This window comes from Frankia sp. CpI1-P (assembly GCF_001421075.1).
In the GTDB taxonomy this organism is placed as follows: domain Bacteria; phylum Actinomycetota; class Actinomycetes; order Frankiales; family Frankiaceae; genus Frankia; species Frankia torreyi.
This window is the reverse complement of record NZ_LJJX01000017.1, coordinates 17,919-32,545: the sequence shown is the minus strand read 5'-3', so window position 1 is coordinate 32,545 and position 14,627 is coordinate 17,919. Positions and strand designations below refer to the sequence as shown.

Genomic DNA, 14,627 nt, shown 5'->3' with positions numbered 1-14,627 from the left:
GGGCGCACGGCCGACCTTGCCGCGACGCTGCTGACGGACGCCGGCCTCGCCGCCCGGATCGTGCCCACGTCCGGCAATCCCGTCGTCCACGGCGAGTACATCGCCGGTTCCGACTGCCCCACCGTCACGATCTACAACCATCTCGACGTCCAGCCCGCCGACCCGGCGCAGTGGGACACCGAGCCGTTCCGCCTGACCATCTCCGGGGACCGCTACGCCGGTCGCGGCAGCACCGACGACAAGGGCCCCGCGCTCACCGCGCTGCAGGCCGCCCAGTTCGCCATCGCCCAGGAGCTGCCGGTCAACATCGCCTTCGTCTGGGAGCTGGAGGAGGAGATCGGCAGCCCCCATTTCGAGGCCTTCGTCCGCCAGGAACTGCCGCGGCTGGCCACCGACTCCGTCCTCGTCTCCGACACGGTCTGGATCGCCGCCGGCCGGCCCGCCATCGACTACGGCCTGCGCGGCCTGGTCACCTTCGAGGTGACCATCGAGACCGGCACCAACGACACCCACTCCGGCCTCACCGGCGGGCCGGCCCGCAACCCGCTGGCCGAACTCGCCCAGATCGTGGCGGAGTGCCTCGACCCGGTGACCGGGCGCGTGCTCATCCCCGGCTTCACCGACGCCGCCGCGCCGGTGACCGACGAGGAGATCGACAGCTTCGTCGCGTCCGGCTTCGACGTCGCCACCTTCATGGCGATGCACGGGCTGNCCTCGCTGCGCACCACCGACGTCCGCTCCGTCCTGGCGCGGATCATGGGCGAGCCGACGTTCGAGGTACACGGCTTCACCGGCGGCTACACCGGCCCGGGAGTGAAGACCGTGATCCCGCCGCGCGCCGGCGTCAAGCTCAGCTCCCGCATCGTTCCCCATCAGGACCCCCATGCCGTGTTCGAGCTGGTCCGCGACTTCATCCAGCGCCGCCATCCGGACGCCCAGGTCGAGCTCGAGGCCGCCCTGCCCGCCTACCTCGGCCCCCGCACCGGCCCGCACGCCGACGCCGCCCGCGCGGCCGTCGAGTACGCCTTCGGCGTCACCCCCGCGTTCGTCCGCGANGGCGGCTCGATCGGTGCCGTGCTCACCATGGACCGCTACCTGAAGGCCCCCGTGATCCTGCTCGGCCTCAGCCTGCCCAGCCACGGCTATCACGCGCCGAACGAGCACTACGACTGGACCCAGGCCGCCGGCGGCACCAAGATGTTCGCCCACTACTTCGCCCACCTGGCCGCGGGCGGGCGCGAGGGCCGCTGATCCGCCGCGTGCGGGTAGGCGCGGAGTAGCGTCCAGAGGAAACGTCCGGGATGTGTCGCTGGCCGGGCTGTGCGTCGGACCAGGCGGCCGCGTTGACCGGACGACCGGTGTGGACGGACGCGGGAGGCGGCTTCATGGCAGCGGTCAGGCTTGACGCGCGGCGCATAGTGATCACGGGCGGGGCCAGCGGGATGGGCGCGGGGCTCGTGCAGACGCTGCCCGGTCTCGGCGCGCAGGTCGTCTCCCTCGACATCACCGTCGATCCCGGCGAGCAGATCGCCGCGCAGGCCGGCGCCCGCTTCGTCCCCTGCGACGTCACGGACCCCGAATCGGTCGACACCGCCTTCGCGAAGGCGGTCGCCCACCTCGGCGGCCTGGACGTCCTCATCCACGCCGCCGGCATCGCCCCCGCCGCACCGGCCGCCGAGCTCTCCCTCGACCACTGGAACAAGATCCTCGCGGTCAACGCCACCGGCACCCTGCTCACCAACCAGGCTGCGTTCGCCCACCTGCACGAGCACGGCGGCCAGATCATCAACTTCGCCTCCGCCGCCGGCGTGCTCGGCTACCCGAACAAGGCCGCCTACGCCGCCAGCAAGGGTGCCGTCGTCGCGTGGACCCGCACCGTGGCGGTCGAGTGGGCCAAGCAGGGCATCACCGTGAACGCGGTCGCCCCCGCGATCGTGACGCCGATGTACGAGCGGACCCGCGCCTCGATGACCGCCGAGCAGCTCGCCGCGCACGACGCCGACCTGGCGCGCAGCATCCCGATCGGCGGGAAGCTCGGCGACGTCCAGCGCGACTTCGTCCCCGTCCTCGCCTTCCTCGCCAGCGACGGCGCCCGCTTCATGACCGGCCAGATCTTCCCGGTCGACGGCGGCACCCTGATGATGCGCTGACGCCCCGACAAGCTCAGATGCGGGCACCTTTGTCCTGAGCGCGTTTCCTGAGCGCGCCGGACAGCACCGCGGCGACGTACTCCGGATCGTCGACCCGGTACCTGCCGCCGCCGGTGCGGCCGAGGAAGCGCAGCTTGCGGCTGCTCGCGACGAGCCGTCCCGGCGTCTCGCGGGGACCGCTGGCGAGCTGGCGGGTGGCAGCAACTGACGCCGACCGGCCCTCCGTTCTCCCCACGTGAATCGGGCGCGACGCGGATCGGGGTGGGGTTTGCCGCCGCGGGCGACGGCAATCTCGGGGAGAGCGCGGGCGATCGGGACAGGAGCGTCGCCGGTGACAGGTCAGGGCCGCCCGACGGTGACGCGGTCGCGGCCTGCCCGCAGGGTCGGCCCTGGGCCGCCGAGCGACCGGGACCGGCCGGCGAGGGGAGTGGTCGAACGGCCACGAGGACGAGGACGCGAGCGAGCGTGGCAACGCATCCGCGTTCCGACAGTGCTGTCACGGCGCGTGACACCGTCATCGGGCTTGCCGTCATCGGGCTCGCCGCCGTCGAGGTCGGCGCTGGCGAGGTCGGCGCCGTCGAGGTCAGCGCTGGCGGTGCCGTTCGCCAACGGCCGCGACGGCCACCCGATCGGCCTGCTCCTGGCCGGCCTGAGCGACCGGCTCGCGCTCGACGGCGACTACCGTGACTTCGTCGCCCTGGTCGCCGGCCAGATCTCGACCGCCGTCGTGTCGGCGCGCGGCTTCGAGGCGGCGCGGGCGGCGCGCGCCCGCCGCCGCGCGCTGCGCGACGGGCTCACCGGCCTGCCGAACCGAGTGTCGTTCCTCGACCGGCTTGGCCGGGCCCTCGCCCGGGCCGAGGCAGGCGGATGGCAGGACCGGGTCGGGCTGCTCTTCGTCGACCTCGACGGCTTCAAGGCCGTTAACGATTTGGCCGGCCATCAGGCTGGCGACCTGGTGCTGCGTGAGGTGGCGACGCGGTTGCGGCGGGCCGTGCGCCCCGGCGACACCGTCGCCCGGCTCGCCGGCGACGAGTTCGCCGTGCTGTGCGAGGGGATCACCTCGGCTGAGTCCGTGCTGGGGATCGCCGACCGCATCGTCGAAACCGCCGCCGTGCGCGCGCCGTCGGACGGCCCCCCGGTCACCTCGAGCATCGGCGTGGCGGTGTCCGCCCCGGGGTTGACCGACCCCCGCGCGATCCTGCACGCCGCCGACATCGCCATGTACGCGGCGAAGCGGCGGGGACGCAATTGTCGCGTCCTGTTCGACGAGTCCCTGCGCACCCCGGCCACCCGCCGCAGGCCCCGCCTCGCGGCGCCAGAGCGTGAGACGGGTCGGCTCCGGCAACGCTAGGCCGGCCGGCTCCGCTGCCATCGTTTGCGGGGCGCTCGCGAGATAGCCTCCGCACTTCTCGGTCGCGAAAGTGATGACCCGGACCGTCCACGGAATCTCGTCGAGTTCCCGCAGGGATGGCTCATCAACGAGACCGGGAATCTGGGTGACCAGTTCGCGGGATCGCTTGGGCGGGTGATTGAAAAAGTATCGGGACGGGTGGTCACGTTCCCGTCGAGAGCTCCTTCCCGCCGGATACTCTCCGCCGATGAATCCGTCGTCGACAAGGGACGCACGGAAACGGTGTAGGCGGAAACCTGCGCACCTGTGCGGCGCCACGGCACCTGGGGTCTGGGGGTGTGCCGTCGGCGTCGGGGCGGAGGACATGCCATGAGACCAGTCGGTGCGGCGGGGCTCCGTGCCGCCGCGGAGACGATCCACCGGCACCCCCGCGGAGACGATCCGTCTGGGTGGGCATGGCCGGGGTGGGTTGTCGACGNCGGCGTCTCACGACGGCGGGACGCGGCATCGGGTTCCGGGCCGGCCGGCCGGAAACGTGGACCTGTGACCGGGGAGCCCGGTCAGGGCTGTCCGACGAGGCATGAACGGCAATGGAACGTACGAGGAATATGATGAGAGGTGATGGTCGGACTGGTTGGGGTCGGCCGTTGCGCGGCGGTGCATGTCACCTGCCCGGCTTCGGGTGCCGGTGCGTGGCTGATGTCCCGGGGGAGGAAGAGGCCGTAGATGGACCCGTATCAGTGGTGGCAGGACCGGCTTGCGGAGGAATTCTTCGGACCGAGCGCGGCCGGCCGGCCGGTCGTCCTCTATGTCGACAACGACAAGGCGAAGGCGCTGCGCGGACCGGACGGTCCGGATCTCGTCGAAGCCGTCCAGGCGCGGCTCGACTGGTATCACCGGTACGACATCTTCGACGGCATCTTCCGTACCGTGTCGGCCTGGAAACGGGGAACGCGCGTGCAGCCGCCGCCCTGCCTGCCGCTCCTCGCCGTCTGCGTGCTCGCCGGCACCCTGATGCGTCGCGAGGGCCGGGTATGGTCCAGCAACTACTACCAGCGGCTCGTCGAATGTCTGCCCATGCCGCGCAGCACCGAGCAGGAGAGCCTGCGGCGGCTGCGGATGAGCTATGAGCAGATCCCCGCTCACTGGGAGATCCTCGGCGGGTGGATGCGCGAGCAGGACGGCGCGCGGGGCATCGTCACCTTTCCCGACGTCGGGCGCCGCAAAGGCAGCCAGTCGTGGATCGTGCTTGCGCTGTCCCAGGCCATCGTCCGGGAACGTGACCTGCCGGAACTGGAGCGTTTCTTCCGTTCACCGCTCGGGCGGTCCGCGGTGGCGGCGGCGCTGGCGGAACTCGTTTCGGCCCTGCGTCGCTGGGAGGGACTCGACACGGGGCGACTCTCCCCTCCGCTGCAGGAAGCGCTCGCCACCGCCCGATCGGACCGGGACGAGATTCTGGGCGGGATCCTCGCGGCGGTGGCGGGCTCGTCGCACCGGCCGACGATCCCGGTCCAGGTACCCGGCCAGGCCATGGAGGCGGGACGGCTCGGGCTGGTCCTGCAACCGAAATTCGTCGACGCCGACTGGGGGAACTGGGAGGCCGGCTGGCATGCACCGATCGTCGACGGTGTCGACGGCGACGCGCTGACCGGCGCCGGTTGGAGTCTCACCGTGCGCGCCGAGCCCGGTTTGACCTCCTACACCCTCACCGGCGATCTGCCTGCGGTGGAGACGGCGCTGGTACGGGGCCTGACGGCGACCGGCACCCGGCTGCGTATCGCCCAACGCCCTCGCGACCTGCTGGTCGCAGCCGAGGACGACGCGGCCGGCGCATGGGTCGCCGGCGACGCGGTCGACACCGACGAGCCGCTGCTGTTCGTCGTGCGCGACGATCGGCTCGGCGCCGTGGTGGACGCGGTGCGCGCCGCGGTGGGCGACGTCGACCCTGAGCAGGGCCCGTTCCCGGGTTGGCATGTGCTGNGGGACGTGCTGTTTACCGACGCTGCGGCGGCGACCGCCGTGTTCGATCGGCTTGGGATCGGTGTGGCGGTGCGGGCCTCGCCGCGGCTGCGACTGGTCGGCGGGCTGCGGATCGGCCGGGAGAGTGGCGAGGGCGCGCGAGGGTCTCGCTACCTCCTCGAGGGTCCCCCCGACGTTGCGCTGCCCGCGGGGTTCGACACCGCGGCCCCGGTCCTGCTCAACGGGCGACGCCTACGCCCCCCGCCGACCGGCCGAGTCATCCGGCTCCGGTCGCTCGGTCTCGCCGAGGGCACTTACACCGTGCAAGCGGGCGGGTTCACCCGGCGGTTCACGCTGCACCCGCCGCAGTGTCCGACCACCGCCGGCGACATCGAGGGGTTGCCCGCCGGCTCGGGCCGGTCGCTGACGGTTCCGCACGGAGCGAAGGTGTACTTCCTCCACGTTGACGGGCACGTGACCCCCGTCGGAGAACCGGCCGCGCCCCGGTGGTGGACGCGGCGGGGCACCACCCTGCGGGCCTTCAGCTACCGAGTCATCCCGCCGCGGGAGGCGGTGTGGCTGGCGGCGGCCGGATCGAGCACGATCGTCCGCCAGCTACGTGACGACTCCCCGAACATCGGCCGCCTCACGGCCGCCGACGCGCAGGCATGGGCGCACTTCGTGCTCTCGAGCCAGGCCGGCCAGCCGCACGAGCAGGCCTGGCGGCGCTACCAGCAGGCCGTCCTCAACCATCGAAGCATGATCACTCACGAGGTTGGCTGGAAGACACGGTGACGTTCGATCCGGATGTTCTTCTCGCCTGGTTGGCAGATCGCCAAGGCGGGTCGCTTGCCTCCCTGTACCGGACCATCGCCTGGTACGCGGGCGACCGGGTCGACCCGACGGACCTCACCCGCGCGCGCCGGCTGGTTCTGACCATGAACGAACTGGGTGTTCTCGCGGTCGACTGGCGTCAACGCCAATGGGAGGCACAGCCTTCGGGGCTGGCCACACTCCCCGGTCGCGAGAGCGTCGCCCTGTTTACGGGAGTGGTCCGCGAGGCGCAGCTCGAGGCCGCTATGGGGGCGGGCGTACGGGTTGTCGTCCACCGCAACGACAGCCGGGGCCAGCTTCCCATGCCGTCCACCTGGTGGCTGGTCTATGAGGACGACCAGCGGCTGTCTGCGGCGGCGGCCCGTGGCGGCCTGCCCCTTGAGCCCGACGCGGCGGTCCGGCGCAGCGCGACCCTGCGTGCGGTGGAACCGGGGAGGCCGGCGGAGCCACCGGGGCGCCAGGGACCGCCGATGGCCCGTTGGAACCGCCGGACGATGACCTTCCAGGCTGCCGACCGCCGTCACCTCGGCGACGGCCTCTACCAGCGGGAGACCTACGGCACAGCCAAGGAATACCTCCTCTGCCGCGGCGACCGGTGGTTCTGGACCACCCCGGCCGAAGGCAGGTATCTCGTGGGCGGCGAAACGAGCCAACCACTGCGCTGGGAGTTCGAGGAAGGGAAGGGCGACGGCGCGGTCGGAGTGCTGTCCGTCGACAGCGGGATGCCGCTGCCGCTCGCGCACCGGCGGATCGCCGTGTTGTGCACAGGGCTTCCGCCCGTCCTCGACCGGACACCTGGCCAGGTGATGTACGACGGTGTGCCGCGCAACGTCGCCGATCGCATCGCGACATCACTGTCCTCGACTCTGAAGGTGTGTGCATGAACGGCGGNCGGTCCGGGCTCGATGTCTACGGCACGTTCGACGCGCTGCGCAGCGCCTACCTGCGGTACTACGACACGCCGTTCGGTCTGGCCGACGACCGGCTGGCGAGCGAGCGGCGGGCCCTGCTCGACCGGCCCGGCGGCATCTACACCGAGCCGCTCATCGAGCTGCGGCCCGAATATGTGACGACCGGCTGCTCTCCGGCGGAGTCGGGCCGTCGGGTCGGCGCGCCGCCGGAACTCGCCGAATTCGCCGCCTGCGGCCTGCTGCCGCCGGGCCGCAGCCTCTACATCCACCAGGAACAGGCGCTGGCGGCCGGGCTTGAACCGGGCCGGAACATGGTCATCACCGCTGGTACCGGGTCCGGGAAGACGGAGTCCTTCCTGCTGCCGGTGATCGCGAGCCTGCTGGCCGAGTCGCGGGCCTGGACCGGCGGCTCGATGCCGCTGGTGCCCTGGTGGCGGACGTCGGGGCCGTTCGAGGCTCAGCGACAGGGCGAGACCGGCCGCCCGGCGGCGGTGCGCACCCTCGTGCTCTACCCGATGAACGCCCTCGTCGACGACCAGCTGGTGCGGCTGCGGCGGGCGCTCGACAGCGACGAGGCCCGCGGCTGGCTGGACCGCCACCGCGGCGGCCACCGGCTCTTCTTCGGCCGCTACACCGGCGCCACCCCCGTCACCGGCGAGCCCGGCGAGAATCGGCAGCTCTCCGAGCTGCGGGGATATCTGCGCGCCACCGAGCGACGCGCCCGGCAGGCCTGGCGCACCGGCGGTGACGCCCGCCACTTCGTCCCCCGGCTCGACGGGGCCGAGATGCGTTCCCGCTGGGACATGGCGGCGGCGCCGCCGGACATCCTCATCACCAACTACTCGATGCTCAACATCATGCTGGGCCGGGCACGGGACCAGAACTTCTTCGACACGACCCGGGACTGGCTCGCCCGGAAACCCGAAAACTGCTTCACCCTGGTCGTCGACGAGCTGCACCTCTACCGTGGCACCGCCGGCACCGAGGTCGCCTACCTGCTGCGCAACCTCCGACATCGGCTGGGGATCGCCGGCCGGCCGGAGAAACTGCGGATCCTCGCCGCATCGGCCTCCCTGGACCCGCAACGGGATCGCCGCTTCCTTTCCGAGTTCTTCGCCGTCGACGCGGACAGCTTCGACTTCGTCGCCGGAAGGGTAATCAACCCATCACGGAGAACCATCGACCTCAGCGGCGCCGCCGCCGAGCTCGGCGCCGCCGCCGGTCCGGCCGATCTCACCCCGCCGGACGCGTCCCAGTTGCTCGGACGCACCGGCGCCCCAGACGCGTTGCGCGCCGCGTTGCAGGACCCGGACCACGGTGGGTCGGTGACCCGCACAGCATCCGATCTCGCCGCCCGTCTGTTTCCCGCTGTGGCCGTACCGGAGCGCCAGACGGCGCTACGGGGCCTGCTCGGAACACTGCGCACGGCTGGCGCCGCCGATGGGGCCGACGCCCTGCCGAAGATCCGCGCGCACCTGTTCTTCCGCAATGTCAGCGGCATCTGGGCATGCACCGACCCAGCCTGCTCCGCCGTCGACGACCCGGACGACCCGGCTGGCCTGGTCGACGCGGCCCCCGTTGCGAACGGCGGGCGGGCACGCACCGTCGGCCGGCTCTACGCCCAACCGCGGGACCGGTGTCACTGCGGCGGTCGCGTGCTCGAACTCGTCTTCTGCCAGAGCTGCGGAGACGTCATGCTCGGCGGGTTCACCGTCGCGGCCGAGACCGAGCGAGCCACCTTCCGTGGCGAGCTGTTCCCGGACGTTCCCGAGCTCACGCGGCTGCCAGAGCAGGCTGCCGTCGACCGCACGGCGGCGAACTACATCGTCTACTGGCCCTCCACGCAGCCGCAGCAGGCCGACGACGACGCCTCCTGGAAGCGCGGCGAGCTGACCTTCACCTTCCGGCGTAGTGAGCTTGACCCGACCACCGGCCGGTTGAGTAACGGGGAGCACGGCTTCACCGGCTGGAGCTTCCATGTCTCGGCGAAGCGAGGGACGGGCGTCGACCGCGGCACGATCCCGCCGTTTCCCACCCGCTGCCCCGCCTGCGGCGCCGACTGGGAGATCATGTACAGGAAGGGTGCGTCTCGAGCGCGTCCGCTCGCGCCCACCGACCCGCTGCGCTACCGGTCGCCGCTGCGACTGATGCGCACCGGCTTCGAGAAGATCAACCAGGTGCTCGTCACCGAGCTGGCCGGCCAGCTCGACCAACGGGAACGCAAGGTTCTGCTGTTCTCGGACAGCCGGCAGGACGCCGCCAAGATGGCCGCGGGCGTCGGGCTGCGCCACTACCAGGACCTGGTCCGGCTGCTCCTCGTCGAGATCCTCGGGGAGGACGACGGTGCCGCAGTCGACATCGAGGCNGCTCGCCGGTGGACCCAGGGCGCAAAGACACCGGAGAACAAGGCGGCCTACGACCGCTTGAGCCAGCGTTTCGGCGTCACCTTCCAGACGCTGGTCTTCGCGTGGATCAGCGGCGACGAGTCGGTGACGGCGGCGGTGGAGTCCCAGCTCGTCGAGCCTCCGACGTTGCGGTCGCTGGTTCCGAAAATCCAGCAGCGGCTTGTCCGCATGGGGGTGAATCCCGCTGGGNCGCAGCCGTCCCGGCAGAAGTACGGCGACGACGAATGGCACGAGTTCTACGAGTGGTCGGGAGCGGTTCCCGCCGTCCGCGGGACGCTCACCGACTCGCAGCGCTCTGGTCTGGAAGGCGCCGAGGCCGACCTGTTGGAAAACGTGATCGAGAACCTGCTCTCCGGCGCGGGCCGTGACTTCGAGTCGCTCGGCCTCGGCTGGCTGGACATGCGGCCGGGAGCCCGCCGACTCACCCTCGATCCCACCGACCCCACAGCGATCGCCCGCGCCAGCATCCGCATCCTCGCGGAGCTGCGTCGCTTTGTCGGATACCGGGACGAGGGCTCGCGCCCGCCTGGACGGCTGCGGGCCTTCTGGCGCGCGGTCGGCCAGGCACACGGCCTCGACGCCGGCGAGGTCGAGGCACGAGCGGAACACGGCTGGGACAAGGCGGTCCGCGGCTACCTCGTCGATCCGAAGGAGGNCGTGGTGCGACGCCCGGCCGAGGCGGCCTGGACCTGTCCGGGCTGCCGCCGCCAGCATCTGCATCCGGGCAGCCTCGTCTGCACGCAGTGCCGAACCGGGCTGCAGGAGGCGAGCAGCCCGCCCAGGGACTCCGGCGAGGATTACTACGGGTGGAAGGCGTCGACCGGGCGCGGCCGGTTCCGGTTGGCCTGCGCGGAGTTGACCGGCCAGACCGGCCGCACCGAACGCCAGCGCCGCCAGGCGATCTTCCAGGACGTGTTCCTCGATGACGAGATCCCGCTGGCCGAGGGGCTCGATCTGCTGTCCGTCACGACGACGATGGAGGCCGGCGTGGACATCGGGGCGCTGGCCAGCGTCGCGATGGCGAACATGCCGCCCACCCGTTACAACTATCAGCAGCGCGTCGGACGGGCCGGGCGGCGTGGCTCGCCGGTCGCCGTCGCGTTGACCGTCTGCCGCGGCCGCAGCCACGACGAGCACTACTTCCAGAACCCGACGGCGATCACCAACGATCCGACACCTGCGCCGTACCTGGCGATGGGCCAACGGGAGATCTTCGAGCGCTCGCTGAGCGCGACCATCCTCCGCGAGGCGTTCCGCGACCTCCCCGACGATCTGCGGGTGGACGGTCGGCAGCCGAACGTCCATGGAGAGTACGGCACGATCGACGAATGGGCGTCACGCAGCGGGCACATCCGGCGCTGGTTGGCGGCGAACACCGACGCGGTCGCGGCGGCCTTCCACGCCCTGTCGGCCCACGCGGCTGTCCCGACGACGGTCGACGAGGCGATCGACGGCGTCCGGCGGCTGCCCGACGCGATCGACGAGGTGGCCGCGCGCGTGGTCGGCCACGAGGCGCTGAGCCAGCGGCTCGCCGAATCCGGCTGGCTGCCGATGTTCGGGTTCCCCACGCAGGTCCGGCTGCTGCACCTGTCCAGGCCGACGAGGTCGTTCCCGTGGCCGCCCGACGACGTCGTCGATCGTGACCTGTCGATCGCACTGTCCCAGTTCGCCCCTGGCAGCGAGATCGTCCGGGACGGATGGGTGCACACGGTGGTCGGCGTGACCAGCTTCCAACCGTCATACCGTGGAGTCTCGCCGCTGCCGGAGCCACTCGTCCAGCAGCGTCATCTCGGCCTGTGCATGGACTGCAACCATGTCGACGAGCTGGTGGACATCGACGCTGTGGCCCTCTGTCCGGCGTGCGGCCGGGGCGGCTACCGGGTGGTGCAGGTCCGCCAGCCGCTGGGATTCCGTGCCGGGGCGGCCCGCGACTTCGACGGCGCGTTCACGTGGTCGCCGCGCCGGATCGTCGCCCGGGTCACCAGCGACCTCGACCGGCTGCGGGAGGAGACGACACAGCAGAACCTCGTCGCCCTGTCCGGCCAGGGAGATCGTTACATCGTCAACGACAACCTGGGACGGATGTTCACCTTCGCCCGCGCGGGCCATGACTGGGGTGGATATCTGGAAACCACGGTGGTCGACCACCTCGACGACCCGCGGATCCGGGTGCCCAGGGGGGAGGTCACTCGGGCGGCGCTCGGTGCCGTCCTGCACACCGATCTGTTCTTCCTCGGCTCGTACACGCCCACGCCGCCGGCGGGGGGACTGCGGCTCAACCTGCGCAGAGTGGCGCCGCGGGTCGCGGCGGACCTCACCCATGGTCTGCGGACAGCCTGGTACTCGCTGGCGTTCCTGCTGCGCAGCGCCGCTGCGGAGCACCTCGACATCCAACCGCAGGAGATCATCGCCGGCATTCACTCCGCGGCCCGCNGCGGCGAACAGACCTTCTACGCCTTCCTCGCGGACACCCTGGAGAACGGGGCGGGCTTCAGCTCCCACCTGGGCGAGGCGGACGAGCTCGGCCGATTCCTCGACACCGTGCAGCGGTACCTGGCTGTCCTGGAGCGCGCCGGCCACGCGGACGACTGCATGTCGTCCTGCTATCAGTGCCTGCGCGACTACACGAACATGGCCTACCACCCGCTCCTCGACTGGCGGATCGCCCGCGACCTTCTCGGCGTGCTCCGCCACGGCCTGCTCACCCCGGGGCCCGACCGCGCGGAACGCGCGCTNGCCGGCTGGCTGAAGGCCCAACCGGCCATGCGAGAGGTCGCCACACCGGCGCCGTCCTGCCTCGTCGCGAGCGGGCCACGGCAGGCGGCCCTGGTGGTCAAACACCCGCTGGAGGCGTTCGACCAGGCGGTGGCCAGCCCTCGCATCGCGAAGACCGTCGACGTGCTCGCCGCCGAGGGCATCGAGCCGGATCGTGTCGTCGTCGCCGACTTCCACACCATGGAAGCAAGCCCGATGCTGGTCAAGGAGGCCCTCGCGACCGTTCTCGCGTCCGGATGTCCATAGCTGGGCGAATCCTCATGCGACCGAGCGAGGCGAGCACGGAGGGCACCGTCACGCATGCGACGGGACCACATGGGGCCCGGTTACACGGCCAGGCCGACTCCGATCCCTGACGTCCGCCCACTGGTGGAGCTGCAGCCCAGGTGTAGTGGCCGATCCGGGGACGCTCACNAGCGCACCGACGTCGCAGCCGGCGGCNCAGGTCGTCGAGGACCTCGTCGGACACGTGGATCGGGGTCTGCGCGAGCGGGAACGATCCGGTCGACACGGGTGGCGTCCTGCTGCATGTCATGGGCCTTGCGGCTCCGGCCGGCGTCGCTGGGCGGGGCCGGCGGCCTCGTCGGACGCCGCGATCCCGGTCAGTCGGGTCAGGACGCCCACCGCCGCGGTGAGCGTGGCGCGTTCCTGGTCGTCCAGCCGGTCAACCAGGCGCGCCAGGTTCGCGACCCGGTCGGCGTGACGGGCGTCGACGATCTGCCGGCCCCGCTCGGTGAGGGACAGCAGGACCGCGCGCCCGTCGTTCGGATCCCGGCGGCGGGACACCAGCCCGTCGCGCTCCAACTTCCCGACGAGGCTGGTCAGCGCCGGCTGCCCCAGCGGCTCCGTCGCCGTCAGGTCGGTCAGGCGCAGCGGCCCGCGGCGGGCCAGCGTGTGCAGCACCGACAGGGTCGAGAAGGCGAGCCGGCGGACCGCCGGCAGCCGAATGAAGATCGAGTTGAAGTCCTCGATCGCCGTGGTCAGCTCGTCCAGATCCAGATCCAGATCCAGATCCAGATCCAGATCCAGCCGGCCGGCCGTGCGCGAGGGGTCCACAGGCGAACCATATCGATTTTCGATGCAAATCGTCCCGGCTCTTGGTCGGACCTTCACCGTGGGGTGGCCGGCGGATCGCCGGAGACTGGAACCGCCCGCTGGTACCCGACGTGGTGATCCCGAAGGATCCATCGGAGGAACCTGTCGATATAGTCGCTTTCCGGCGGGATTCGGACACCGGTGGACTTCATGACGGGACGTCGAGCCTACGCCCCGGATGGCGGTCGGCCGGATGCGTGGGCCTGCTGCTGGCGTGCGTCGGTGGGTGGCGGAGGACACGAGCCGGCCGGCGTCCATGACGATGATCACCTGGCCGTCGTCGACGAGGCTTGGGCCGGCGCGGCTCGGGCCGGCGAGTGTGGAGGTGTGACATGCGTGCTGGACCCCGTGGGCGTCCTGGCCTGGTGGCGATCTCGCTGGCCGCCCTCCTGTNCGCCGCCAGCTGTGGTGGCTCCACGGCGGCCACCGACACGAGCCCGCTCCCGGCGTCCGCGTCGGCGGCCTCTTCGTCGGCGGTCCCTTCGTCGACGGGGCGGCCGTCCTCGGCGACCTCTTCGTCGCCGACGGTGGCCGCGGTGGGTGGTGCGTCGTCGGTCCCGCGGTGCGAGGCGGGGGATCTGACCGTCACGCTCGGTGCGGCGGACGGCGCGGACGGCGGGCAGCATCAGCGCCCGGTGGTCGTGACGAACCGGTCGCCGCGGCGCTGCACCGTCACCGGATACCCCGGCGTGCAGTTCGTCGCCCGCGACGGATCGACCTACGACGTCGTNCGATCGCCGCTCGTCCGACCCGGCCAGATCGACCTNCCACCCGGCGCCCACGCCTCGGCGAACCTGACATATCTGGTCACCGAACCCGGCGACAGCGGCGNGTTCCTCCCCGTACGCGTCCTGGTCACCCCGCCGGACACGTTCACCTCGGTCCCGCTGCGCTGGGACGGCGGCCCGGTCCTCGACCAGTCGGGCGCCACCCATCCGGCCACCTACATCATGGCCTTCACCGCCGGGTAGCCGAGCCGCGGGCGGCCCACTCGTCGGCGAGCAGGGCGTAGACGATCTCGTCGGTCCACGCGCCGCGCAGGCGTTCGTTGCGGCCGAAGTACGCCTCGCGGCGCGGGCCGAGCCGTTGCAGGACGCGGGCGGAGGGCGGCATTCCGGCTCATCCCGCGACCGTGACGCCGGGCCCC

General features: G+C 71.7%; 7 protein-coding genes and 9 pseudogenes. 12 read left to right on the top strand and 4 right to left on the bottom strand.

The features are described from left to right. Window positions 1–60: 60 nt before the first annotated feature. The 4 genes and pseudogenes from FF86_RS47800 to FF86_RS13525 all read left to right on the top strand — a co-directional run. Window positions 61–711: pseudogene (locus FF86_RS47800) on the top strand (M20/M25/M40 family metallo-hydrolase); the annotation flags it as partial. A gap of 45 nt (window positions 712–756) precedes the next feature. Continuing rightward, window positions 757–1,055 (top strand): annotated as a pseudogene (locus FF86_RS47795) (peptidase dimerization domain-containing protein); the annotation flags it as partial. Between the two features lies 1 nt (window position 1,056). Further along, window positions 1,057–1,251, top strand: a pseudogene (locus FF86_RS47790) (peptidase); the annotation flags it as partial. Between the two features lie 134 nt (window positions 1,252–1,385). Further along, window positions 1,386–2,150, top strand: a complete 765-nt coding sequence (locus FF86_RS13525; protein ID WP_044886398.1) for an SDR family NAD(P)-dependent oxidoreductase — start codon at window positions 1,386–1,388, stop codon at window positions 2,148–2,150. A 13-nt stretch (window positions 2,151–2,163) separates the two neighbouring features. Here the strand turns inward: FF86_RS13525 and FF86_RS13520 are convergent, their stop codons facing one another. After that, entirely contained in the window at window positions 2,164–2,385 is a 222-nt protein-coding gene (locus FF86_RS13520) for a hypothetical protein (RefSeq protein WP_044886351.1), read from the bottom strand. A 360-nt stretch (window positions 2,386–2,745) separates the two neighbouring features. Here FF86_RS13520 and FF86_RS47785 point away from each other — a divergent pair, with 360 nt between their 5' ends. From FF86_RS47785 to FF86_RS35730, 5 genes and pseudogenes are all read left to right on the top strand, one after another. Then, a complete protein-coding gene (locus FF86_RS47785) occupies window positions 2,746–3,501 on the top strand; it encodes a GGDEF domain-containing protein (protein WP_277912948.1) in 756 nt (251 codons plus the stop codon). Between the two features lie 2,750 nt (window positions 3,502–6,251). Beyond that, window positions 6,252–7,178 (top strand): hypothetical protein, encoded by a 927-nt coding sequence (locus tag FF86_RS13505; protein WP_044886348.1) that lies wholly within the window; start codon window positions 6,252–6,254, stop codon window positions 7,176–7,178. 182 nt (window positions 7,179–7,360) lie between these two features. After that, window positions 7,361–9,570: pseudogene (locus tag FF86_RS66150) on the top strand (DEAD/DEAH box helicase); the annotation flags it as partial. Window positions 9,571–10,267: 697 nt separating this feature from the next. Then, a pseudogene (locus tag FF86_RS66145) lies at window positions 10,268–12,043 on the top strand (helicase-related protein); the annotation flags it as partial. Between the two features lie 303 nt (window positions 12,044–12,346). Continuing rightward, the coding region (locus FF86_RS35730; protein ID WP_206778936.1) for a hypothetical protein at window positions 12,347–12,631 on the top strand (285 nt) is incomplete at its 5' end. 285 nt (window positions 12,632–12,916) lie between these two features. Here FF86_RS35730 and FF86_RS13495 read toward each other — a convergent pair. After that, a complete protein-coding gene (locus tag FF86_RS13495; RefSeq protein WP_242418717.1) occupies window positions 12,917–13,441 on the bottom strand; it encodes a MarR family winged helix-turn-helix transcriptional regulator in 525 nt (174 codons plus the stop codon). A gap of 433 nt (window positions 13,442–13,874) precedes the next feature. Further along, a pseudogene (locus tag FF86_RS35725) lies at window positions 13,875–14,069 on the bottom strand (hypothetical protein); the annotation flags it as partial. Between FF86_RS35725 and FF86_RS66140 the strand changes: the two are divergent. The 3 pseudogenes from FF86_RS66140 to FF86_RS66130 form a co-directional block, all read left to right on the top strand. Then, window positions 14,008–14,210 (top strand): annotated as a pseudogene (locus FF86_RS66140) (DUF4232 domain-containing protein); the annotation flags it as partial. The pseudogenes FF86_RS35725 and FF86_RS66140 overlap by 62 nt on opposite strands. A 37-nt stretch (window positions 14,211–14,247) precedes the next feature. After that, window positions 14,248–14,311: pseudogene (locus FF86_RS66135) on the top strand (hypothetical protein); the annotation flags it as partial. Window position 14,312: 1 nt separating this feature from the next. Then, window positions 14,313–14,451: pseudogene (locus FF86_RS66130) on the top strand (DUF4232 domain-containing protein); the annotation flags it as partial. Here the strand turns inward: FF86_RS66130 and FF86_RS31895 are convergent. Beyond that, window positions 14,438–14,593 (bottom strand): GNAT family N-acetyltransferase, encoded by a 156-nt coding sequence (locus FF86_RS31895; protein ID WP_199865431.1) that lies wholly within the window; start codon window positions 14,591–14,593, stop codon window positions 14,438–14,440. The pseudogene FF86_RS66130 and the gene FF86_RS31895 overlap by 14 nt on opposite strands. Window positions 14,594–14,627 lie beyond the last annotated feature (34 nt).